Consider the following 22073-nt stretch of genomic DNA (forward strand, 5'->3'; position numbering starts at 1 on the left):
GACCCCGCACCTGTTGGTTGACGGGGAGGCTAGCCCCGGGCCGGGTCAGGCCTCCGGTCGATCGTCCAGCATCGCGGCGTACCCGTCCCGGAACGTCGGGAACGCATGGCGGAAGCCGGTGGCCGCGAGGAGGTCCGCGGAGACGCGCTTGCCACCGGGCTCGCCTTCGCCCTCGATCGGCGGGGTCGGCAGGCCCATCCGGTCGGCCAGCCAGCCCAACACCGTGCGGTTGGTCGCCGGCTCGGTGTCCGCGACGTCGACGACGGGCGGGGGCGTGTCCATCCCGAGCAGGTGCACGATCGCGGCGGCTGCGTCGTCGCGATGGATCCGGTTGGTCCACCGATCGGTGCTCGGTTTCTGCTCCCGGACCTTGCGCAGGAGCCGATCGCGGCCGGGTCCGTAGATCCCGGCCAGCCGCGCGATGGTCGTGGGCCACCGAGCGCTCGCCACCAGCCGCTCAGCGCGCACCATGACCGTCCCGTTGAACCGTGAAGGAGAGGTCGATGACGTCTCGTCGACCCGTTCGCCACCCTGTTGCCCGTAGACGGCCGTGGAGGAGACGAAAACCAGGCGTTCGAGTCGAGGCTGAGCTGCCAGATCCTCACCCTGAAGTAGAGCATGAAGGTTGGCCATGGCGTGCACGTAGGTGTGCTCGTAGCCCGCCAGGTCGCGCGTGTCGGGCGTGAGCGTCACGACGCAGGCCTCGACGTCGGGGAGGGGGTCGAGGTCCCCAGGGGCGTGCAGGTCGCCGCGCAGCGGGACGAGGCCGTCGGGTGGATGGTCGACGGACTCGCGCCGGAGCCCGTGGACCCGGTGCCCCTCGGCCACCAGGGCGGGCAGGGCCGCGCGGCCGAGGTCGCCCCAGCCGGCCCAGAGGATGTCCATCAGCGTTGCTCCAGTACGTCGGCGAGACGTTGGTTGCACGGTGCCCAGGCGTCGACCGCCCACGGGCCGAAGTCGCGGTCGGTGAGCACGACGGCGGCGGCGTCCAGGGCTCGGTCCACCCACAGGTACGTGCCGGACTGGCCGAAGTGTCCGAACACGTCGGGAGACTGCTCCGGACCGGTCCAGTGCGGGGACTTCGTGCCGCGGATTTCCACGCCGAGCCCCCACGGGCAGGGCACCTGCCGGCCGTATCCCGGCACGACTCCGTCGAGGCCGTCGAACTGCACGGTCGCCAGGTCGCGGGCCAGCCCGTCGTCGAGCAGCTCGGGTGCGAGCAGTTCGCGGCCGAGGGCCAGGAGGTCGTCGACCGTCGAGGTGGCTGCGTGGGCGGGGGAGCCGTCCAGTCGCGAGCCGTCCATCCCCAGGGGCGCGAACACCTCGTGCTCGAGGTGCTCCGCGAACGCCGTGCCGACCCGTTCCGCGACGAGTTCGCCCAGCAGGTCGAAGCCGACGTTGGAGTACACGCGGCGGGTGCCGACGGCCACGGTTCGACCGGTCGACGTCATGGGCAGGCCGCTGGCGTGCGCGAGCAGGTGGCGGACCGTGGCCCCCTCGGGGCCGGCCGGTTCGTCGAGGTGGAGGTCGCCGTACTGCACGGCCAACAGCACACCGAGGGCCGACAACGGCTTGGTCACGCTCGCCAGGGGGAACGCGTGGTCGCCGGGGCCGACCGTCGCCAGGGTCGTGGTGGCGTCGGTCACCCCGGCCGCCACCGTGTCCACCGGCCAGGCGTCGACCTCGGCGAGGACGTCGGCGACCAGCGCCTCCCGTGTGGGGGCGCGCTCGGGATCATCCACGTCAGGATCCTCGGGTGGGCGGAGCATCGAGGGTAGGCCCGGGCCGCGCGGGTCAGACCGGGGTGCCACGCTCGACGAGCCGGGACAGCACGACCAGGGACCGGGTCTGGGCGACGAACTCCTCCTGGCGGATGCGCTCGAGGGTCTGTTCGAGGTGGCGCGTGTCGCGGACCCGGACGTGCAGCAACGCGTCCGCGTCACCCGTGACCGTGTAGGCGGCGATGACCTCGGGGACCTTGGCAACGGCGGTGCGGATCCGGTCCGGCGGGATGTTGCCCCGGGCGAAGATCGAGACGAACACGTCGGTGTTCCAGCCGATGGAGGCGGGGTCGACCAGGGCCGCGAAGCCCTCGATCACCCCGTCGTCGAGCAGCCGGTCGACGCGGCGCTTCGTTGCCGGGGCCGACAGGCCGACATGGCTGCCGACCTCGCGGAAGCTCGCACGGCCATGATTGCTCAGATACGAAACGATCTGTTCGTCGATGTCGTCCATGCGCAACGTTCCTCCGCAGATGTGCAAAGGATAGTGGCTCGTTGCGTATGGCTGGCGATCTATCGTGGGACATGTCAACGTCGCCTCCGACCCGGGGGCGACCGGGGGGAGTGTGCATGTCCGTCGTCGTCCGCGCGCGTCCGTCCGTCGATGCCGCCTGCGCCGATGTCGCACCCCGCCGGGCGCGTGCCCGCTCCTACCTGATGTGTCCCCCCGAGCACTTCGAGGTGGCCTACGCGATCAACCCGTGGATGGACCCCGGTGTCCCGGTCGACCGCGCCCGGGCGATGCGCCAGTGGCACGACCTGGTCGACACCCATCGGGGGCTCGGCCACCGGGTCGACCTGCTGCCGGCCGTGCCGGGCCTGCCCGACATGGTCTTCACGGCCAACGGGGCGCTGGTGGTCGACGGCCGGGCCCACGTGGCCCGCTTCGCCCATCCCGAGCGACGGGCCGAGGCCGACCACCACCTGGCGTGGCTGCGGGCCAACCTCGATCCGACTGCCCGGCAGTCGTTCGCGACCAGCGAGGCCGAGGGCGACCTGCTGGTCGTCGGGGACCTCGTGTTGGCGGGGACCGGGTTCCGCACGGACCGCGCGACCCACGACGAGGTCGAGGCCATGTTCGGCCGGGAGGTCGTGACCCTCGAACTCGTCGATCCGAGCTACTACCACCTCGACGTGGCCCTGGCCGTGCTCGACGACGCCACGATCGCGTGGTACCCGCCCGCCTTCTCGGTGACGTCGCAGGCACTGCTCGCCGGGCGATTCCCCGAGGCGCTGGAGGTGACGGGTGCGGACGCCGCCGTCCTGGGGTGCAACGTCGTCGGTGACGGGCGCCACGTCGTGCTCGACCACCGGGCGGAGACGCTGGCCGACGACCTGGCCGATGCCGGGTTCGTGCCCGTGCCCGTCGAGGTCGACGAGTTCACCAAGGCAGGCGGCGGGGTCAAGTGCATGACCATGGAGCTCCGCCCCGGCATCCTGCCGTCCAGCGCCGAGCCGACGACCACCACGGACACGACGCGACCGGGAGGGCCCGCATGACCGACCACGCCGCCCACAACTACTCGCCGCTGCCGGTGACCATCGCCGATGCCCGCGGGGCGTGGGTCACCGACGTCGAGGGACGGCGCTACCTCGATGCCCTCGCCGGGTACTCGGCGTTGAACTTCGGCCACCGCCATCCCGACCTGCTCGCGGCGGCCCACGCCCAGCTGGACCGGGTCACCCTGACCAGCAGGGCCTTCCGCCACGATCGGTTCGACGTGTTCGCGGAGCGGCTCGCCGCCCTGGCCGGCAAGGACGCGATCCTGCCGATGAACACGGGGGCGGAGGCGGTCGAGACCGCGATCAAGGCCGCGCGGAGGTGGGGCTACCGGGTCAAGGGCGTGCCGGCCGACCAGGCGACCATCATCGTGGCCGACGGCAACTTCCACGGCCGGACGACGACCATCGTGGGGTTCTCGTCCGACGAGGACGCGCGCGCCGACTTCGGGCCGTTCACCCCGGGCTTCGTGTCGGTGCCCCACGGCGACCTCGACGCCCTCGAGGCGGCGATCGACGACACGACGGTCGCGGTGCTGTTCGAACCGATCCAGGGCGAGGCGGGCGTGGTCCTGCCGCCCGACGGATGGCTGACCGGGGTCCGACAGTTGTGCGACGACCACGACGTCCTGTTCGTCGCCGACGAGATCCAGTCGGGACTGGGTCGCACCGGCCACACCTTCGCCTGTGACCACGAGGCGGTCGAGCCGGACGTCTACGTCCTGGGCAAGGCGCTGGGTGGTGGGGTCGTGCCGGTCAGCGCGATCGTGGCGAACCGCGACGTGATGGATGTGTTCACCCCGGGCTCGCACGGGTCGACCTTCGGGGGCAACCCCCTGGCCTGCGCGGTGGGGACGGCCGTGGTGGACCTGCTGTCCACGGGCGAGTTCCAGGCCCGCGCCCGGGCGCTGGGCAAGCTGCTGGCCGACGGACTGGCGGACCTCGACGGCCTCGACGCGGTGCGGGTCCGGGGGCTGTGGGCCGGGATCGACGTCGCCGGGGGCCGCACGGGCAAGGACGTGTGTGTCGAGTTGATGCACGCCGGCGTGCTGGCCAAGGACACGCACGGCTCGACCATCCGGCTGGCGCCACCGCTGGTGGTCACCGAGGACGAGATCGAGCTGCTGGTGGCCACCCTCGGCGACGTCCTCGCCGGCTGATCGACGGCGTCGCGACGGTGCGAGCGGGGAGACTCGAACTCCCACGGCCAAGGGCCACTGAGACCTAAACCCAGCGCGTCTACCGGTTCCGCCACGCTCGCGAGGTGTGCGTCAGGATAGGGCTGGCGGCCCAAAGCCGGTCAGCCGGCGTCCATGACGGCGCGGATGCGGTGGACGAGTTCGACCGAGGCGTCGATCTCGGCCCGGGCGATCGACACGCTCTCGACGTTGGCGCCGAGCGGGATGTCGCGCCTGCGGGCGAAGGCCCACAGGTCGCGGAAGGTGCGCTCGCAGGCGTCCAGCGAGGCGGCCAGGGTGTCCTCGGCACGCAGCAGGTCGTTCGCGATCCACCGGGGCACGTCCACGCCCAGCCAGCGCAGGAAGCCCAGCGTGCGCTCCGAGCCACAGGGCGACAGGGTGACGAGCACGGGGGGCACGGGGCGGCCCTGGTCGAGGCAGGCCAGGTGGAGGTCGCTGAGCACGTCCTTGGTGTCGCTCGCGGCGTAGACGGCCTGGCTGACGAAGAAGGAGCAGCCGGCATCCACCTTGCCCAGCACGCGCTCGTGCTCGCCGTGCCCGTTGCGATGGCGTTCGCCGATCAGGACCCCACCGGTCAGGAGGTCGGTGTGGCCACGACGTCGCAACGCGTACGCGTCCGACAGCCGCATCGTGGTGTCCTGGTGACGTGACGCGGCGCCGACGAGCACGGTCGCCCCGCCCCGGGCAGCGATCCGCTCGAGGCTGTCCGCCAGGTCCTGCTCGGGCAGTCTCCCGACACACCGGTACACGATCTTGGGTCGGTCGACGTCGGCGAGCAGGTCGTAGGCGTAGTCCACCGGGTCGAGCGGTTCCTCCCACGGGAACGGTCGCTCCACCGACGTGCGGACCGACTCGTCCTGCAGGTCGTACACGACGACACCGTCGACCGGCATGTCCGCGATCCGCTCGGCCTGGCGCCCGGCGACGTCCACGATCCGGTCTGCTCCCCACGACTGCTTGGGTGGGGTCACGCCGTAGGTCAGCACGCCGGGCTGTCCGGTGGCGAGTCTGTCGAGCATCGTCGGCGCAGGCATCGTCGGGTTCCGTCGGGGGCGGGGCAGGAGGGGCGAGGCTATGCGAGCCCGGCGGGTGGGGATTGCACCGGACCGTCGGCGCGTTGGCCGGTGCACGTCATGATCCCTGGGAGGACGAGGTGGCCGACCCCGCTGCGCACGATCCCGCCGCCGTTGCCCGGGTGTCCGGGCCGGCGTCACTGTCCCTGGAGGAGCGGGCCGGCCGGCTGGCGCTGGCCGCCGTCGTGCTGGGGTCGGCCGCGGTCTTCCTCGACTCGACCGTGATCACGGTCGCGCTGCCGGCGATCGCCACCGACCTCGGCGCCGACGTCGCCGACCAGCAGTGGGTGGCGAACTCCTACATGGTGACCCTGTCGGCCCTGCTGCTGTTCGGCGGCCGGCTGGGGGACCGGTTCGGGCGCCGGCGGATGTACCTGTGGGGCCTGGGAGCGTTCGTCGTGACGGCGGGACTGGCCGCGTTCGCCCCGACGATCGAGGTGCTGATCGCGGCGCGCGCCCTGCAGGGCGTCGGTGGGGCGCTCCTGACCCCCGGCTCGTTGTCGATCATCCAGGCGAGTTTCCGTCGCCACGACCGGGCACGAGCGATCGGCCTGTGGACGGCACTGTCGGGGGCCACGACGGCCGGGGGACCGGTGGCCGGCGGGTGGCTGACCGACCAGTTCGGCTGGCGGAGCGTCTTCGTGCTGCTGGTGGTGCTCGGGATCGGGGCCTTCGTCCTGGCCGTGCGGGCGGTGCCGGAGTCGCGCGATCGTGCGGCGGCGGGTCGCGTGGACGTGGCGGGGGCGGTGCTCGCCGGGGTCGCGCTGGCCGCCCTGTCGTGGGGGCTGACGACGGCCGGCGACCGCGGTGGCTTCCCCCCCGAGGTCCTCGCGGCCATCGGGGTCGCGATCGTGGCGGTCGTGGCGTTCGTGGCGACCGAGCGGCGGGTGCAGGACCCGCTCCTGCCGCCGGAGCTCGGGGCGAACCGGCCCCTGGTTGTCGTCAACGGGCTGACGTTCGTCGTCTACGGCGCCCTGGGTGGGATGTCGTTCCTGCTCACCCTGTACCTCCAGAACGCGCTCGGCTACTCCGCGGCCGCGGCCGGGGCGGCCTCCCTGCCCATGATCGTGCTGATGGTGGTCGGGTCGCCGCGGATGGGTGAGGTGGCCCGTCGGTCCGGTCCGCGACGCCCGCTGGTCGCCGGCAGCGTCCTGATGGCGGTCGGGATGCTGCTGTTGTCGTTCCTGTCACCCGGGGACTCCTACCTCGTCGGGGTCCTGCCCGGGGTGGCCGTGTTCGGCGTCGGGTTGATGTTCCTGGTGGCCCCGGTGACCGCGTCGGCCCTGGCGGTCGTGGACGACGACCACGCGGGGCTGGCCTCGGGGCTCAACAACGCCGTGGCACGGACCGCCCAGCTCCTGGTGGTGGCGGTCCTGCCCCTGGCCGTCGGGCTGTCCGGCGACGACTTCGCCGATCCGGCGACCTTCCGGGTGGGCTACGCCCTGGCCCTGCGCCTGACCGCCGGTCTGGCCGCGGTGGGTGCCGTCATCGCGTTCACCCTGTTGGACGACGACACGATCGACCTCGGGCGCGACGACTGAGTGCAGCCGGGTGGGGTGCGGCAGGCGCGCTGCCGGCGTACCGAACCGAGACGCCACGACTACTGTCGGTGCGCTGCGGGAACGGACCCGGGGCACGACTGGGAGCCTGGCATGACGACACGAGGTGTGTTCCGCTCCATCGGCGCAGGGGTGGCGGCTGCCGCCCTGGTGGCGACGGCGACCGCGGCCGGTGCGGCACCGGACCGACCGGGTGAGCCCAACTTCTCCGCCGGGGCGGACGGGATCGGCGATCCCTACTTCCCCCTGGCCGGGAACGGTGGGATCGACGTCGTCCACTACGACCTCGACATCCACTACACGCCGCCGGAGCCCGACCCCGCGCCGCTCGAGGGGACGATGGACGCCACGGCCACCATCGAGCTGGCCTCCACGGCTGACCTCGACCAGTTCAACCTCGACCTGCGGGGGCTGGTCGCCGAGTCGGTGGTGGTCGACGGCAAGCCGATGGCGTTCACGCAGACCGACAACGAGCTGGTCGTCACGCCCCGCCCGAAGCTGCAGGCAGGTCGCAACGTCACGGTCGTCGTGGAGTACGGCGGCACGACGATCCGACCTCGTGACATCGAGAACGCGCTGTACGGGTGGGTCACGACGCGGGACGGGGCCATGGTGGTCAGCGAGCCCGACGGCTCCGCGACGTGGTTCCCGGTCAACGACCACCCGCTGGACAAGGCGACCTACGAGTTCGAGATCACCGTTCCCGAGGGCCTGGTGGCCGTGGCCAACGGGCTGCTGGTCGGCGAGTCCACCGTGGACGGCTGGACCACCTGGACCTGGGACGCCCCGGACCCGATGGCGGCCTACCTGGCCACGGCGACGGTCGGGGACTTCGTGCTCGACAGCTACACGGCCGAGAACGGCACGCCGATCATCGACGCCGTCGACCCGTCGCGACCCGCGTCGTCGTCGGCGAACCTGGCCAAGACGGGGGCGATGCTGACCTTCTTCGAGGGGCTGTACGGCGACTACCCGTTCGTGTCCTACGGCGCCATCGTGGACGACGACTCGGTCGGCTACGCCCTGGAGACCCAGACCCGCTCGTTCTTCTCGCGCAACGCCAACGAGTCCACGGTCGCCCACGAACTCGCCCACCAGTGGATGGGCAACCACGTCAGTCCCGCCCAGTGGTCCGACATCTGGCTGAACGAGGGCTGGGCGACGTACTCGTCGTGGATGTGGGCCGAGGCCAACGGCGGGACCACCGCCCAGCAGTCCTTCGACAACGTCCTGAACATCTCCGAGGCCTCGTCGTACTGGACGATCGTAGTGTCGGACCCGGGGCCGTTCGGACTGTTCTCGAGCCCGGTGTACACGCGCGGGGCGGCCACGCTGCACGCGTTGCGGACGGAGATCGGCGACGAGGACTTCTTCGCCCTCGCCAAGGAGTGGGTCGTGCGGTACGGCGGCGGGACCGCCTCCACCAACGACTTCCGCGCCCTGGCCGAGGAGGTCTCCGGCCAGGACCTCGACCAGCTCTTCGACGTGTGGCTCGACACCCCGAGCCGTCCCACCACCTGGTAGGCGATCTGCGACCAGACCGGGCACGTCGAGAGTGCTGATCGCGGCCACATGCGTCCGGGATCCGCACACTCGACGTGGCTGTGGCTGGCATGCCTCGATCCGCGCATGCCATGGGGCAGGCGCGGGCGAGGCCAGGGGGAACGTGGTCGGATCAGGGTCGGTCGAGGCGGCGGCCACGATCACCGGGGGAGGTGACGGCACCGGGGCCAGGTGTCGGCGGGATCAGGGGGCCCGGGTAGCGGGCGGGTCCTTGCCCGTGCGTGATGGAGGTGGGAGGTGGAAGGGTGCAGGCTGGTGGACCTGGTATCCGGACGCGGGGACGGTCCAGGTGCGGGACCCGTCGGGGTGGCGGTCGAGCCGCCACTGCTTGCGGGTCTTGCGGGTGTGGGCCCGTCGCGACACCAGTCCGAGGTTGCCGACGTCGGTCGGACCTTCCGGCCACGGGACGACGTGGTCGACGTCGCACAACCGCGCCGCAGTGGTCGACGCAGGAGCAGTGTCGTGGAGGTCGCGCGCGATCACGGCGTCGCGCAGCCACCCGGGCGGCACCTTCGTGCGGTGTCCGACCCCGACCACCTGGCCGACGTCGTCGACTGCGACGAGCCGGGTCGCGGCGCCGTCGGCCACCCAGCGGCGTGCGACGTCGGAGGTGACCTTCATCCGTCCGGCCAGCTTCGTCAGCACCCACGCCGGCGTGGTCCCGTCGATGAGGCTGTCGACATGGCACGTCAGCGTCACCGACGGCACCCGCCGCCCCCGCCCGGACGTGTCGTCGTCGACGTGGAGCGGTTCCAGGGTGCCGGCCCGCCTGCCGGTCACCAGCGCGAACAACGCATCGGCCCGCCGACGGCTCCGTGCCGCGTCGAGCGCAGCGGCATGCCGGTGCGCCTCGGTGAGAGCACGGTCGTCGTGCACCGACGAGCCGTCGTAGCCCTCGGGGGCGTCGGAGTCGTCCGATGCCGTCACAACGTCCAGCGCGCCTTCGTCGGCATCTTCGTCAGCATCGGCGGCGAGGGTGGCTGCCATGTGGTCGATGGCCTCGACCCAAGGGGTGAAGTGGGTCGGGTCCCAGTCGCCGTTGAACGATCCGGACCCGTCCACACGAGGCATGATCCGTGTGCGGTTCGCTGCGACCGGCGTGCGGTCACGCTCCTTCGTGCGTTGCCCGACGAGCTGGTCGGCGAGCCAGTCAACCTCCCACACCAGGTGGTCAGCCTCCACGTCGGCATGCGACACGGCCCGTTCGGCGACGAGTGCGTCGATGCGGTCACGCCCCGCGACGTCCACGGTCCGGGCCGCGGTGACGATCCCTCGAACCTGGCTCCACGACACCTGGCCCTGCACGAACGCGGACCGGACGGCGGGCATGGCGGCGAGCGTGGTCGCGACCCGCAGCAGCGTGTTGCGTTCGAACCCGACCTGCCGACACGTCTGCGCCAACACGACCTCGACCGGCACGCCGAGCGTGGTCTCGCACGCGTCGTCCTCGATCGCGCGGATCAACGTCTCGACCAGGTCGGCCGCGAGCCGGTCGAACCGCCCCGCCGCCTCCACCAACCTGCCCACCTTGGCGGCCTGGCGGCTCCCGGACCAGTCGACCTCCCTGGCTGCCGACGGCGCCGGCGCCACCCCCTCGGCCACCGGGGCGACGGTGCGTGCCCGACCGGCGGGTCGGGGGTCGGGAGTCGGGGCGTCGTTCGAGTCCATGTGATGCACCGTAACCCCCTGCTGCGACATCCCGACCATCGAATCCGGCCCCTTGTGGAGAACCGGGAGATCGTCCCAAGGGCCGGGTCCGCGGATCGCCCGGACCGGCGAAACCGTGGGCCGAGGATCCAGCCCTGCACCGGCCCTCGCGCCCTGGGCCTCCTGCCGGAGGGAGGGACCGTGCCGACGGACCGGAGCGACTCAAGCGGAGCGCAGTGCGCCCGAACATGGCCCATGGCGAAGACCCTCGCTGCCGGCGGGCGCGCGAGCACCAAGCGGAGCCCCGGGCCGACGGTGCGGCCCGACCACCGGCCTGACGCCCGCTGCCAGAAGCCCACCCGGGGCCGACGGTGCGGCCCAATTACCGGCCTGACGCCCGCTGCCCGAAGCCCACGCGACCGCACGGTGCCACCCGAGCACCGGCCCCCAGCCCACCCGGGCTGACGGTGCGGCCCGACCACCGGCCCACAGCCCACCCGGGCCGACGGTGCGGCCCGACCACCGGCCCACAGCCCACCCGGGCCGACGGTGCGGCCCGACCACCGGACCAATGCCCAGGCGAACCCACCGGCACGCCGACAACGCGGCCCCGCCCGACTCAGTCGCCGAAGAGTGGCAGGCCCGTGTCGGGGGTGATCGGCCCGGGACCCTCCGGGCGGTCGGCAGGCTCGGCCGGCAGGGCATCCACGACGTGCTGGAGCGGGTGGAGGAACGGCATGGCCGTCGGGTCGAGCTCCTCGGCCTCCACGAAGTCCCCGACCCCGTCGTCCGCCAGCGGCGCTGCCGTGATGCGCGGGTGCTTCTTGCGCGCCCCGTAGACCGCCACGATCGCGTCGGCGTCCCCGACCTCCCCCTCGGCGAGGAACCCCCAGGCCGGCACGCGGTTGGCCTCCAGCTGCTCCTTGGCGAAGGTGGCGAGGTAGGCGTGCCGCGCCTCGTCCTCCTCGGGGAACCCGGCCAGCGTCAGCAACTGGGTCCGCTCACCACCCGGAACCAGCATGGTCGGGGGGATCGGGCGCTCCTCGCGGCCGGCCAACTCCATGGCTGCCGCGATGCAGAGCTTGCGGAGATCCTCGAACTGCACACCAGGGTCCTCGACGACGACGGCCGCGACGGTACGGCCCCACTCGCCGTCGCGTCACGGGCCACCCGTCCACCGCCCCGCAGCACGAGAGCCCACGAACCCGGCGTCGATCCGGGCCACGACGTCACACGCTCGTGGTGGCGCCGACCGAGGCCGACGAGACCGTGCGGGCGTACTTGGCGAGCACGCCGCGGGTGTAGCGCGGCTCGATCGGGACGAAGTCGGCGCGGCGCCGCTCCAGCTCGTCGGCGTCGACGTGCAGGTCCAGGACCTGCTCGGGCACCGAGATGCGGATCTCGTCGCCGTCCCGCACCAGCCCGATCGGGCCACCGTCGGCGGCCTCGGGGGCGACGTGGCCGATCGAGAACCCGTGGGTGGCGCCGGAGAACCGGCCGTCGGTGAGCAGCGCCACCGAGTCGCCCATCCCGGCACCCTTGATCGCCGCCGTGGTCGCCAGCATCTCGCGCATCCCGGGCCCGCCGATCGGACCCTCCCAGCGGATCACCACGACGTCACCGGGCTCGACCTTCCCGGTCAGGACAGCCTCCAGCGCACCCTGCTCACCGTCGAAGACCCGGGCCGTCCCGGTGAACTCGTGGGCGTCGACGGGGATGCCGGCGACCTTGACCACGGCGCCGCCCGGGGCCAGGGAGCCCTTGAGGATGACCAGTCCACCCTCGGGGTGGATCGGGTCGTCGAGCGGGTGCACGACGTCGCCGTCGGGGCCCGGCACGTCCATCCCGGCCAGGTTCTCGGCGACCGTCCGCCCGGTCACGGTCAGCGCGTCGCCGTGCAGGAGCCCGGCGTCGAGCAGTTCGCGCATCACGACCGGCACGCCGCCGAGCGCGTCGAGGTCGTTCATGACGTAGGCCCCGCCGGGGGTCATGTCCGCGATGTGGGGCACCCGGGCCCCGACCGGGTTGAAGTCGTCGATCGTGAAGTCGACGTCGGCCTCGCGGGCGATCGCCAGCAGGTGGAGGACCGCGTTGGTCGAGCCACCCAGCGCCATCGTCACCGCCACGGCGTTCTCGAGCGCCTCCCGGGTCACGATGTCACGTGCGGTGATGCCCTGTTCGAGCAGCGCCACGGCGGCCCTGCCCGACGCGACGGCGAACTCCTCGCGTCGTGGACCGACCGCGGACGGGGAGGCCGAGCCGGGCAGGGACAGGCCCATCGCCTCGAGCGCCGACGACATCGTGTTGGCCGTGAACATGCCGCCACAGGAGCCCTCGCCGGGGCACGCGGCACGCTCGATCGCGAGCAGTTCCTCGTCGTCGATCGCGCCCCGCCCACGGGCGCCCACGGCCTCGAAGACCGCCTGGACCGTGATGTCGTGTCCGTCGTGGTGGCCCGGGAGGATGGACCCGCCGTACAGGAAGACGCTGGGCACGTCGAGCCGGACCGCCGCCATCGCCATGCCCGGCAGGGACTTGTCGCACCCGGCCAGGGTGACCATGCCGTCGAAGCGCTCGGCGTGCATGACCGTCTCGACCGAGTCGGCGATCACCTCGCGCGACACCAGCGAGGCGCGCATGCCCTCGTGGCCCATCGAGATCGCGTCGGACACCGACACGGTCGTGAACTCGATCGGGTAGCCGTTCGCGGCCGCCACACCCTCCTTGGCGAGCGTGGCGAGGCGGGCCAGCGACAGGTTGCAGGGCGTGACCTCGTTCCACGACGACACGACCCCGACCTGGGGCTTGGTGAAGTCCTCGTCGGTCATCCCGATGGCACGCAGCATCGCCCGGGCCGGGGCGCGCTCGTAGCCCTCGGTGACCTCGCGACTGCGGTGACGGGGATCGGCCATGGCGGCGGGCTTTCCGTGGGCGGACGGGCAGTGCCGTCGCACGGTAGTCCCGGCCGCCCTGACGGGCGAGCCTCGCGCCGGCGGGTCCGGGGAGGGCCGACGGGCGTGACATGGCTCGACGCCACGGGCCGGTAGCGTCCCCGGACGTCGTCCCCGCCCGTTCGGAGGCACTGCGATGGTGGACCTGCACGACACGGAGTTCGTCGACGTCGATCCCGAGGTGCTCGTGCCGCCCAGTCCACCGAGCGCGTTCCTCGACGTGCTGGGCCTGGTGGTCACGCTCGTCTCACCGCGCCGCGTGGAGGCGTACGTCGACGTGGACGAACGCCTGCACCAGCCGTACGGACTGGTCCACGGCGGGGTCCACGCCGCGATCATCGAGACACTGTGCTCGTTCGGCGCCGCCGGCGTCGCCGCGGCGGACGGACGCGGCGCGGTCGGCCTGTCCAACAGCACCGACTTCGTGCGACCGCACCGGGTCGGGCGGCTCGACGCGGTCGCCACCCCGATCCACCTCGGTCGCTCCCAGCACCTGTGGCGGGCGGCGATCACCCGCGCAGACGACGGCAAGCTCGTCGCGCAGGGCCAGGTCCGCCTCCAGGTGGTCGACCCCGCCGGCCTGGGCGGCTGACCGTCCGGCGGCACGTGGGCCGTTCGTCGGGGCGCTCCCGGCCGGAGCGGGCCGCGGGAGCACTAGGATTTGGAATCCATCCTCCAACAGTGCCCCCAACAGTGCAGGAGCGGTCATGAGCTGGATCGGTGTCGACCTCGGCGGACTCCGGGTCACGACGGTGGCCCTGGACTCCGACGGTGAGCAACTCGCCGAGCTGAGCATGCGGACGCCGCGCAGTGGGGATCGCCTGGAGGTCGTGGACGTGCTCGAGACGGCCGTGCGCTCGGTCGTCGACGACGCAGACCTGACCATGGCCGACGTGTCCGGCGTGGGCGTCGCCACCCCCGGGATGGTGGTGGGTGGGACGATCGGTGGCGCCTCCAACGTCCCGGGCTGGTCCGAGCGGTTCTCGCTGGCGGAGATGCTGGGTGACCGCCTCGGACCGCCGATCCGGCTGGTCAACGACGTCACCGCCGCCGCCGTCGCCGAGCACCGCTTCGGCGCTGCCCGCGGCGAGGACGACGCGCTCGTGGTGTTCGCGGGCACCGGTGTCGGGGCCGGACTGATCCTCAACGGTGGTGCCTACCTCGGGGGACACGGCGGTGCCGGGGAGTTCGGCCACACCGTCGTGGTCCACAACGGCGCGACCTGCCCCTGCGGACGCCGAGGCTGCGTCGAGGCCTACACCGGACGCAAGGCCATGGTCCGGACGGCGCGCCACGCGATGCAGCAGGGCCGCTCCACGACCCTGTTCGACCTCGCGGAGGAACAGGGCACGCGCGAGCCCACCTCGGGCACCTTCCGCATCGCGCTGGAGCAGGGCGACGAGCTGGTGACCGAACTGTTGACCACGGCCGTCCAGGTGCTGGGCGCGGGCATCGCGTCGGTCGTCAACCTCCTGGACGTCGACCTGGTCGTCGTCGGTGGCGGCCTGGGCGACGAGCTGGGGGACTGGTACCGCCACCGGGTCGAGTCCGCGATGCGTCCGCACCTGTTCCTCCAGCCGCCGACCGTGACGATGGCGCCAGCCCAGCTGGGTGCCTACGGCGGAGCCGTCGGGGCGGCGACCGTGGTCCACGACCACGTCGAGGGACGGCCGGTGTCCACCCCGGCCTGACACCGCGCCGCGGGGAGTTGGCCGGGCGGCGTCGCATCGGCCACACTCGGGGTCCGTCCGGCCCATCCGAGGACCCCACCGTGCCCGTACGCGACGACGCCCTGCTCCTGGTCGACCACCTGGAGGCAACGGTCGACCGCATGGTCGACCACCTCGCCCACGCCGTGGTCCACGACGGCCGGCCGTCGACGGACGCCATCGACGCGCACGGCACCGTGGCCTACGACGTCGCCACGATCGCCTCGGGGGTCGAGGCGGCCCGTGCCCTGGTCACCGTGGCGTTCGACGACGCGGCACCCACCGACGACCTCCTCGAGGCGGACCTCGCGCTGGTGTTCGCGGCCGACGTCGCGGCGGACCTCGTCGCCCGAACGACCGGCCGCCGGGCCGCCTTCGGGCTGGACGACGAGCCGGACGGCCCGGACGACGGCCCGGGTGACCCTGACGTCGCCGCGGCACTGGCCGCAGGGCGCGATCCGGCGCTGCTGGCCAGCGTCGGCCAGCGCGTCCTGGACGGGCAGACCGCGCCGCGTCACCTGGGCGAGGACCTCGAGATGGTGCGCCAGGCGTTCCGACGCTTCGCCGAGGAACGGGTCGTGCCCATCGCCGAGCAGGTCCACCGCGAGGACGCCGACATCCCCGACGAGGTCGTCACCGGCCTGGCCGAGATGGGCTGTTTCGCCCTGTCGATCCCCACCGAGCACGGTGGCATGGCCGACGGCAGCCCGGACGAGCTGCTCAACATGGTGGTGGTCACCGAGGAGCTGTCCCGGGGCTCGCTGGGTGCGGCCGGTTCCCTCATCACGCGCCCCGAGATCATCGGCACGGCGATCCTCAAGGGCGGGACCACCGAGCAGCAGGAGCGCTGGCTCCCGACCATCGCCTCGGGCGAGAAGATGTGTGCCGTCGCCGTCACCGAGCCCGACGTCGGCTCCGACGTGGCCGGGATGACCACGACCGCGACCCGAGACGGTGACGACTGGGTGCTGGACGGGGTCAAGACGTGGTGCACGTTCGCGGGGCGGGCCGAGTACCTGCTGGTGCTGGCGAGGACCGACCCGGACCGGTCGCGTGGCCATCGTGGGCTGTCGCTGTTCGTGGTCGACAAGCCACGCTTCGCCGGCCACGAGTGGTCGGTGGAACAGGACGGACCCGACGGACCAGGCTCCGGCGGCCGCATGGAGGCACGGGCGATCCCGACGCTGGGCTACCGCGGCATGCACTCCTTCGAGGTGGCGATCGACTCCTGGCGGGTGCCCCACGCCAACCTGGTCGGCGAGGACGACGGGATCGGCCGGGGGTTCTACCTCCAGATGCAGGCCTTCGCGAACGCCCGGCTCCAGACGGCTGCCCGGGCGCTGGGGGTGATGCAGTCCGCGCTGGACGAGGCGGTCGCCTACGCCGACCAGCGTCGGGTGTTCGGCAGTGCGCTGGCCGACTACGAGCTGACCCGGGTCAAGGTCGCACGCATGGCCGCCCTGATCGCGGGCAACCGGGCCTTCGCGGTGGCGGTCGCCCGGATGCTCGCCGCCGGCACCGGTCAGCTCGCCGCCTCGCAGGTCAAGCAGCTGGCCTGCCGCACGGCCGAGTGGGTCACCCGCGAGGCCCAGCAGCTGCACGGCGGCTACGGCTACGCCGAGGAGTACACCGTCTCGCGCCTGTTCGTGGACGCCCGCGTCCTGAGCATCTTCGAGGGCGCCGACGAGGTCCTCGCCCTCAGAGTCATCGCTCGCCAGTTGGTGTCCGACCATGCATGACGTGGCCGGTCGCCAATGCGTGGGACGTTCTGAGCGCAGCGAAGAACTCCAACGCGCCCGGAGGGCGCGCGTCATCGCCCGCCAGTTGGTGGCCGACGCCGCGGCTGACGCGGCCGGCGCGTAGGTGGCCACCGATCCGGCCGACGGGCCGCCTCGCTCCGATCCGGTCACGGTCACCGTGGCCCGCCGCATCGCCCCGGGGCGCGAGGAGGACTTCGTCGCGTTCTCGCGGCGGGCGCTGGCCACGGCGGCCGACTGGCCCGGCTTCCTCGGTGGCGGGATCCTGCGACCGCCACCGGGCGGGGACGAGTACCACGTCGTCTACCGCTTCGTCGACGCGGACGCCCAGCGCGCCTGGGAGGAGTCCGACCAGCGCGCCTCGCTCATGGAGGACGGCGACGAGCTGATGGAGACCATCGGCGTGTGGCGCATCCGCGGTCTGCACGACTGGTTCGACCTGCCCGGTCGGGGCGCCGACGGCCCGCCGAAGTGGAAGCTGGCGGTCGTGGCGTGTGCCGCGGTCATCCCGATGTCGCTGGCGATGACCTGGTGGATCGTGCCGGCGCTGGACGTCCTGCCGGTCGTCCCGCGCACGGTCGTGACCTCGGTGATCTTCGCCGCCTACATGACCTTCCTGGCCGTGCCCTGGATCAGTGGGCTCGTGCGACGCTGGCTGTATCCCCGGGACTGACCGCGGGCGGTCGCCCGGTCAGGTGACGACCGCGACCACCACGGCCATGGCGGTGACGTGGCCCAGCAGGGCGGTCGCTCCCAGGGCGTCGCCGGTGAGCCCCCCGACCTTGTGCACGGACCACCGGGCCGTGCCGATCGCCACCAGTGCGACCAGCGCGAGCAGCACCGGTGCCCAGGCACCGGTGGCGATCCAGGCGACGCCGACCGCGGTGGCGAGCCCGATCCCGGTGGTGACCGCGGATCCCGGTCCGGCCACCAGGGTCGACAACGAGCCGGCGGGTGCGACCGGGGCCGACCACAGGGCGACCAGGATGCCGGCACGCCCGACCACGTGGCCGGTCGCGAGCGCCGCTAGGACGGGTGGCACCGCGGTGGGCAGGTCCGGTCGGCCGACCAGGGTCGGGCCGGTGGCGGGCAGGCCGGCCAGCAGCGCCACCCGCAGTCCCAGCACCAGCACCAGCGCACTGGCACCGAACGTGCCGACCCGCGAGTCGCGCATGATCTCGAGCCGCCCCGCGGCGTCCCAGCCGCCGAACCAGCCGTCCGCGACGTCGGCGAGACCGTCCTCGTGGAAGGCGCCCGTGACGACCACCCCGGTCGCCACGGCGAGCACGGCGGCGGGCAGCGGGCCCAGCAGCGGTCGGGCGAGCAGGGCGACGGCCGCCGCGAGCAGGGCGACGACCAGGCCGACCACGGGGAACAGGCCGGTCGCGCGGGCGAGGTCGTCGTCGCGGAGGTCGATGTCCGGGAGGGGGAGCCGGGTGAGGAAGCGACCGGCCACCACCAGCAGGCGGGTCATGACGTCGTGCGGTCGGGCGAGTTCATCGGTGCACGTTCGGATCGGACTGGTCGACCCGCAGTCGCACGGTGTGCACGGAGTCGCCCGACAGGATCCCCGCCCGGCCGAAGAGTCGTCCGAACTGCCAGTTCGACAGCCCCAGCTCGGGCTTGTCCAAGGCGTACTGGCCGTCGACCCAGCGGGTGAAGCCGTTGCCGACGAAGGGTGCGTCCACCAGGGCGAAGAAGCGATCCTGCTCCTCGGGGTCGGCCGACAGCAGCGAGGCCACGAAGCGTGGCGCGTGGGCGTTGTGCAACTCGATGGCGGCGTCGAGGTCGTCGACCACGGCAACGGTGACCTCGGGGTTGTCCTCCCACTCCCACTCGGTCCCGAGCTCCTCCTCGGCCAGCTCGGTCACGGCGGGCTCGTCGTGGATCCCGTCGGCTCGGCTGACCGCGACCCGGGTCTCCAGGCGGTCCGGGTCGACCGTCGCCAGGTGCTCGAGGTCGCCGACGCGGACGTGCAGGCGGGGGGCGACGGCGCGGGCCGTGGCGGCGGCGTCGACACCGGCCAGCACGGCGGGCAGTGCGGTCGCGACGGCGTCGGCGGTCACCACGACCGTGTTGAGGGTGTTGCAGACCTTGCGGTCGAGCGAGGCGGCCACGGCTGCGGCCAGCCGCTCGGGCTCGGCCCGCCCGGTCGCGACCATCCATGCGCCACCGGTCCCGTGCAGGGACACCGGGTTGCCGGCGGCCCGCGCGATCGCGCCGAGCTGGGCGACTGCGGCCCCCGATCCCCGGGCCACGGCCAGGCCGAGACGGGGATCGGCGAACATCGCCCACCCGGCGGCGTGGGTCGGGGAGTCGAGCAGGGTGACGGCACCCGGTGGCAGGCCGGAGGACGCGAGGGCGGGATCGAGGGCGGCGCCGACCAGGGCCCGGGCGGTGCCCAGGGCGTCCGAGCCGATCCGGAACACGACGGTGTTGCCGGAGCGCAGCACGCCCGTGGCGTCGGCGAACACGTTCGGACGTCCCTCGAAGACGAACGCCACGACCCCGAGCCCGTCTCGCACCGCGTCGGCCGACCAGCCGGGATGGTCGACGTGGTCGACGCGTCGTCCCCGCTCCGGCGGTGCGTCGGCCCAGCTGCGCAGCCCGGCGACCATGTCGGCGCGCATCCGGTCGTCCAGGACGAGCCGAGTCGTCGAGCGACCCCGTTGCCTGGCCCGGTCGACGTCGGCGCTGTTGGCCGCCGCGACGGGTGCGAACACCTCGTCGTCGGCGAGGCGGTCGGCGAACGCGTGGTAGAAGGTCGTGATCGCGGCGTCGTCGACCTCGCCCATGGCGGCGAAGGCACGCCGGGCACGACCGACCGCGTCCGCTGCCAGGGACCGCTGCGTGGCGGGGAGGTGGAGGAGGTCGCCGGTGTCGTCGACCACCAGCAGGGCGTCGCCGGGTCCGAAAGCGGCCGCGAGGTCGTCGTCGACGTGCACGACGCGGTCACCGCCGACGACGATCGGCATGCCGGGTTCGAGCGAGGTCAGGGGCAGGGGAGTGGCAGTCATGGCCGCCAGCCTAGGCCCCGTGGCATCGAGCCGACCTCAGCAGGCGCGGCTCAGCAGGGGGTAGGGGTCCACCGGACCGCCACCACCGGGGTGGTACTCGAAGTGCACGTGGTAGACGGTGCCGACGGCGTTGCCGGTCCAGCCGTTGCGCCCGACCTGCTGGCCAGCCGAGACGTGGGTCCCGTTGCCGACCGAGTGGCTGTCCAGGTGCATGTAGAGGTAGTCGTTGCCGTCGTCGCCGTGCAGGGTGCCCCAGATGCCGGCGCTGTCGCCGTAGGACTCGCGCTCCCACGTGCCGGACACGATCGCGTAGACCGACTGGCCCTTGGAGCCGACCAGGTCGTTGCCCTGGTGGGAGCGCGTGCCGCCACCACGGGGCGCGCCCCAGTCGTTGTAGAGGTGGACACCCGACAGGGGGCAGGCCAGGCCGCCGCTGCTGGGGATCGACCCACCGCCACCGCCACCACCGGACGAGCCGCCACCACCGGACGAGCCGGAGGACGAGCCCGAGCTGGACGAGGACGACGAGCTGGAACTGGACGAGTCGGAGGAGGACGACGAGCTGGAGTCGGAGGAGGACGAGCTGGAGCTCGAGGCCTCGTCCTGCTCCTCCTCGGCGGCCGCGGCGGCCGCGGCAGCCTGGGCGGCGGCCTCTTCCTCGGCGGCCTCGCGTGCGGCGGCCTCGGCGGCTGCCTTGCGACGGGCAGCCTCCTCGGCTGCCTTGCGGGCCGCGATGGCGTCGTTGATCCGCTGGATCTCGGCGCCCAGGGCGGACTCGTCGTCGGACAGGTTCGCGGCGCGGGACTGCAGACCGGTGCGCAGCTCCTCGGCCTCGTCGAGGTTGGCGTCGACCTCGGCCTTGCGGTCGTCGGCCTCGGCGCGCAGGTCGGCCAGCAGGCCGTTGCGCTCCTCGAGCTCGGCCGACACGACGTCCAGCCGGGCACGGTCGACCTCGGCCTGTTCGGCGACCGAGCGGTCCCCGTCGGCCAGGCGCGTCATCATCGCGGCCCGGTCGATGGCGCCCTCGGCGGTCGTGGACTCGAACAGCTCCATGACCGGGGCCTCGGGCCCGTTGGTGTACAGCGAGCGGGCCTTCTCGCGGATGCGCTCGCGGGCGGCGCCGACGGTCTCCTGCAACTGCAGGGCCTCCAGCGTCAGGTCCTCGATGTCGGCCTCGGTGTGCTCGATCTCGCCCGTGATCGCCGTGAGGCGCTGCTCGGCGACCGCGAGGTCGTCCTCGATCTCGTCGATGCGCGCACGGACGTCCGACAGGTCGGCGTTGGTCGCGTCGATCGCCGTCCGGGTCTCGGCGAGTTCCTGCCTGGCCTCGGCCAGGTCGTCCTCGTCCTGGGCGGCGGCCAGCGAGGGCACGCCGACGACCAGTGCGAGGGCGGACAACGCAGCCGCGACCCGACGCACGGTCGGGTTGGCAGGCAGCGTCGGGGGACGTGGAGAAGGTGAGGAGGACATCGCCCGGGGACTGTAGGTGCGCACGATGGTTGCACCCGCACCAACACCGGCCGTTCGTACATGGACGCACCCGCGGTCGCCGCGTCCACCTCCGGACGGGAACCGTTCACCTGTCGTCAACCCACACGAGGTGCACCGGAAACGTTTTCGGCGACCCGCTCAGCAGATCGGTGACAGGATCGGGTAGGGGTCCACCGGTCCGCCGCCATTGGGGTGGTACTCGAAGTGGATGTGGTAGACGGTGCCGACCGCGTTGCCGGTCCACCCGTTGTAGGCCACCTTCTGTCCCACCCGGACGCGGGCACCGTCCGACACCGCGTGCTCGTCCAGGTGCAGGTACCAGTAGTCGTGGCCGTCGTCGCCGTGCAGGACGGCCCAGACCCCGGCGCTGTTGCCGTAGGACTTGCGGTCCCAGACACCCGACACGATGGCGAACACGTCCTCGCGGTAGTCGCCGTACAGGTCGTTGCCCTGGTGGGAGCGGGTCCCGCCACCGCGTGGCCAGCCCCAGTCGTTCCACAGACGCGGGATGGAGTCCATCGGGCAGGCCCGGCCGGACGACGACGGCGGCGGGGGTGGCGGGGGCTCGGGCTCCGGTTCGGGCTCGGGTTCCGGTGCAGGCTTCGGCTTGGGCTTCGGCTTGGGAGCCGGTTCGGGCTCGGGTTCCGGTTCGGGTTCGGGCTCTGGTTCGGGTTCGGGCTCCGGTTCGGGCTCGGGCTCGGATTCCGGCTCGGGATCCGGCGCCGAGGATTCCGCGGCCTGTTCGGCTGCCGCGCGTTCAGCCTCCTCGGCGGCCTCCCGCTCCGCGGCCTCGCGCTCGGCTTCCTCCGCCGCCTCGCGCTCGGCC

19 protein-coding genes and 1 tRNA gene are annotated in these 22073 nt (G+C 72.8%); 8 read left to right on the plus strand and 12 right to left on the minus strand.

Going from position 1 to position 22073, the window contains the following annotated elements; genetic code table 11:
* Positions 1–45: 45 nt before the first annotated feature.
* Genes KR546_RS15600 through KR546_RS15610 form a run of 3 tightly spaced genes read right to left on the minus strand, consistent with a single transcriptional unit; the run spans position 46 to position 2235 of the window.
* Positions 46–885 carry an SDR family oxidoreductase gene (locus KR546_RS15600; protein ID WP_238445648.1) on the minus strand — a complete coding sequence of 280 codons (840 nt, stop codon included), beginning with the start codon at positions 883–885 and terminating at the stop codon, positions 46–48.
* Positions 885–1742, minus strand: coding sequence for a serine hydrolase domain-containing protein (locus KR546_RS15605; protein WP_238445649.1), 858 nt, complete (start codon positions 1740–1742; stop codon positions 885–887). The genes KR546_RS15600 and KR546_RS15605 overlap by 1 nt, the downstream gene beginning before the upstream one ends.
* A 52-nt stretch (positions 1743–1794) precedes the next feature.
* On the minus strand, positions 1795–2235 hold the full coding sequence (locus tag KR546_RS15610) for an Lrp/AsnC family transcriptional regulator (RefSeq protein WP_238445650.1): 441 nt from the start codon (positions 2233–2235) through the stop codon (positions 1795–1797).
* A gap of 116 nt (positions 2236–2351) precedes the next feature.
* On the opposite strand from KR546_RS15610, the gene ddaH reads away from it, so the two are divergent.
* Both ddaH and rocD read left to right on the plus strand, forming a co-directional pair.
* Positions 2352–3281 (plus strand): dimethylargininase, encoded by a 930-nt coding sequence (gene ddaH / locus KR546_RS15615; protein ID WP_238445651.1) that lies wholly within the window; start codon positions 2352–2354, stop codon positions 3279–3281.
* Complete coding sequence (gene rocD / locus KR546_RS15620; RefSeq protein ID WP_238445652.1) at positions 3278–4441, plus strand: ornithine--oxo-acid transaminase; 1164 nt, start codon at positions 3278–3280, stop codon at positions 4439–4441. Before ddaH ends, rocD begins: the two co-directional genes overlap by 4 nt.
* Before the next feature lie 18 nt (positions 4442–4459).
* Here the strand turns inward: rocD and KR546_RS15625 are convergent.
* A tRNA-Leu gene (locus KR546_RS15625) sits at positions 4460–4542 on the minus strand.
* A 39-nt stretch (positions 4543–4581) separates the two neighbouring features.
* Positions 4582–5514, minus strand: a complete 933-nt coding sequence (locus KR546_RS15630) for a 5,10-methylenetetrahydrofolate reductase (protein ID WP_238445653.1) — start codon at positions 5512–5514, stop codon at positions 4582–4584.
* A 119-nt stretch (positions 5515–5633) separates the two neighbouring features.
* Here KR546_RS15630 and KR546_RS15635 point away from each other — a divergent pair, with 119 nt between their 5' ends.
* Positions 5634–7094, plus strand: coding sequence for an MFS transporter (locus KR546_RS15635; RefSeq protein WP_238445654.1), 1461 nt, complete (start codon positions 5634–5636; stop codon positions 7092–7094).
* Between the two features lie 111 nt (positions 7095–7205).
* A complete protein-coding gene (locus tag KR546_RS15640) occupies positions 7206–8636 on the plus strand; it encodes a M1 family metallopeptidase (RefSeq protein WP_238445655.1) in 1431 nt (476 codons plus the stop codon).
* Positions 8637–8858: 222 nt separating this feature from the next.
* Here the strand turns inward: KR546_RS15640 and KR546_RS15645 are convergent, their stop codons facing one another.
* The 3 genes from KR546_RS15645 to ilvD all read right to left on the minus strand — a co-directional run bounded on the left by KR546_RS15645 (position 8859) and on the right by ilvD (position 13234).
* On the minus strand, positions 8859–10343 hold the full coding sequence (locus KR546_RS15645) for an HNH endonuclease signature motif containing protein (RefSeq protein WP_238445656.1): 1485 nt from the start codon (positions 10341–10343) through the stop codon (positions 8859–8861).
* Positions 10344–10941: 598 nt separating this feature from the next.
* Entirely contained in the window at positions 10942–11427 is a 486-nt protein-coding gene (locus KR546_RS15650; RefSeq protein ID WP_238445657.1) for a hypothetical protein, read from the minus strand.
* Positions 11428–11551: 124 nt separating this feature from the next.
* Positions 11552–13234, minus strand: a complete 1683-nt coding sequence (gene ilvD, locus KR546_RS15655) for a dihydroxy-acid dehydratase (RefSeq protein ID WP_238445658.1) — start codon at positions 13232–13234, stop codon at positions 11552–11554.
* Between the two features lie 175 nt (positions 13235–13409).
* Between ilvD and KR546_RS15660 the strand changes: the two genes are divergently transcribed.
* The 4 genes from KR546_RS15660 to KR546_RS15675 all read left to right on the plus strand — a co-directional run bounded on the left by KR546_RS15660 (position 13410) and on the right by KR546_RS15675 (position 17412).
* Complete coding sequence (locus tag KR546_RS15660) at positions 13410–13865, plus strand: PaaI family thioesterase (protein ID WP_238445659.1); 456 nt, start codon at positions 13410–13412, stop codon at positions 13863–13865.
* A 115-nt stretch (positions 13866–13980) separates the two neighbouring features.
* Positions 13981–14964, plus strand: a complete 984-nt coding sequence (locus tag KR546_RS15665) for an ROK family protein (RefSeq protein WP_238445660.1) — start codon at positions 13981–13983, stop codon at positions 14962–14964.
* A gap of 80 nt (positions 14965–15044) precedes the next feature.
* Positions 15045–16721: an acyl-CoA dehydrogenase family protein gene (locus tag KR546_RS15670; RefSeq protein WP_238445661.1), complete on the plus strand. Its 1677-nt coding sequence runs from the start codon at positions 15045–15047 to the stop codon at positions 16719–16721.
* Positions 16722–16845: 124 nt separating this feature from the next.
* Positions 16846–17412 carry an antibiotic biosynthesis monooxygenase gene (locus KR546_RS15675; RefSeq protein ID WP_238445662.1) on the plus strand — a complete coding sequence of 189 codons (567 nt, stop codon included), beginning with the start codon at positions 16846–16848 and terminating at the stop codon, positions 17410–17412.
* Positions 17413–17430: 18 nt separating this feature from the next.
* On the opposite strand, the gene KR546_RS15680 is transcribed toward KR546_RS15675, so the two are convergent.
* The 4 genes from KR546_RS15680 to KR546_RS15695 form a co-directional block, all read right to left on the minus strand.
* Positions 17431–18213, minus strand: coding sequence for an adenosylcobinamide-GDP ribazoletransferase (locus KR546_RS15680; protein ID WP_238445663.1), 783 nt, complete (start codon positions 18211–18213; stop codon positions 17431–17433).
* A gap of 22 nt (positions 18214–18235) precedes the next feature.
* Positions 18236–19756, minus strand: a complete 1521-nt coding sequence (locus tag KR546_RS15685; protein ID WP_238445664.1) for an aldehyde dehydrogenase family protein — start codon at positions 19754–19756, stop codon at positions 18236–18238.
* Between the two features lie 36 nt (positions 19757–19792).
* A complete protein-coding gene (locus KR546_RS15690; protein ID WP_238445665.1) occupies positions 19793–21154 on the minus strand; it encodes a murein hydrolase activator EnvC family protein in 1362 nt (453 codons plus the stop codon).
* Between the two features lie 231 nt (positions 21155–21385).
* Positions 21386–22073 (minus strand): M23 family metallopeptidase (locus KR546_RS15695; RefSeq protein WP_238445666.1); only part of this gene is annotated, 688 nt, incomplete at its 5' end.

Source organism: Salsipaludibacter albus (assembly GCF_019798055.1).
Taxonomy (GTDB): domain Bacteria; phylum Actinomycetota; class Nitriliruptoria; order Nitriliruptorales; family Nitriliruptoraceae; genus Salsipaludibacter; species Salsipaludibacter albus.

Bases quoted from the DNA above. Each gene is read 5' to 3' on its own strand.
- KR546_RS15600 (WP_238445648.1), bottom strand. From the start codon at position 885: ATGGACATCCTCTGGGCCGGCTGGGGCGACCTCGGCCGCGCGGCCCTG.
- KR546_RS15610 (WP_238445650.1), bottom strand. From the start codon at position 2,235: ATGGACGACATCGACGAACAGATCGTTTCGTATCTGAGCAATCATGGC.
- ddaH (WP_238445651.1), top strand. From the start codon at position 2,352: ATGTCCGTCGTCGTCCGCGCGCGTCCGTCCGTCGATGCCGCCTGCGCC.
- rocD (WP_238445652.1), top strand. From the start codon at position 3,278: ATGACCGACCACGCCGCCCACAACTACTCGCCGCTGCCGGTGACCATC.
- KR546_RS15630 (WP_238445653.1), bottom strand. From the start codon at position 5,514: ATGCCTGCGCCGACGATGCTCGACAGACTCGCCACCGGACAGCCCGGC.
- KR546_RS15640 (WP_238445655.1), top strand. From the start codon at position 7,206: ATGACGACACGAGGTGTGTTCCGCTCCATCGGCGCAGGGGTGGCGGCT.
- KR546_RS15645 (WP_238445656.1), bottom strand. From the start codon at position 10,343: ATGGACTCGAACGACGCCCCGACTCCCGACCCCCGACCCGCCGGTCGG.
- ilvD (WP_238445658.1), bottom strand. From the start codon at position 13,234: ATGGCCGATCCCCGTCACCGCAGTCGCGAGGTCACCGAGGGCTACGAG.
- KR546_RS15660 (WP_238445659.1), top strand. From the start codon at position 13,410: ATGGTGGACCTGCACGACACGGAGTTCGTCGACGTCGATCCCGAGGTG.
- KR546_RS15665 (WP_238445660.1), top strand. From the start codon at position 13,981: ATGAGCTGGATCGGTGTCGACCTCGGCGGACTCCGGGTCACGACGGTG.
- KR546_RS15680 (WP_238445663.1), bottom strand. From the start codon at position 18,213: ATGACCCGCCTGCTGGTGGTGGCCGGTCGCTTCCTCACCCGGCTCCCC.
- KR546_RS15685 (WP_238445664.1), bottom strand. From the start codon at position 19,756: ATGACTGCCACTCCCCTGCCCCTGACCTCGCTCGAACCCGGCATGCCG.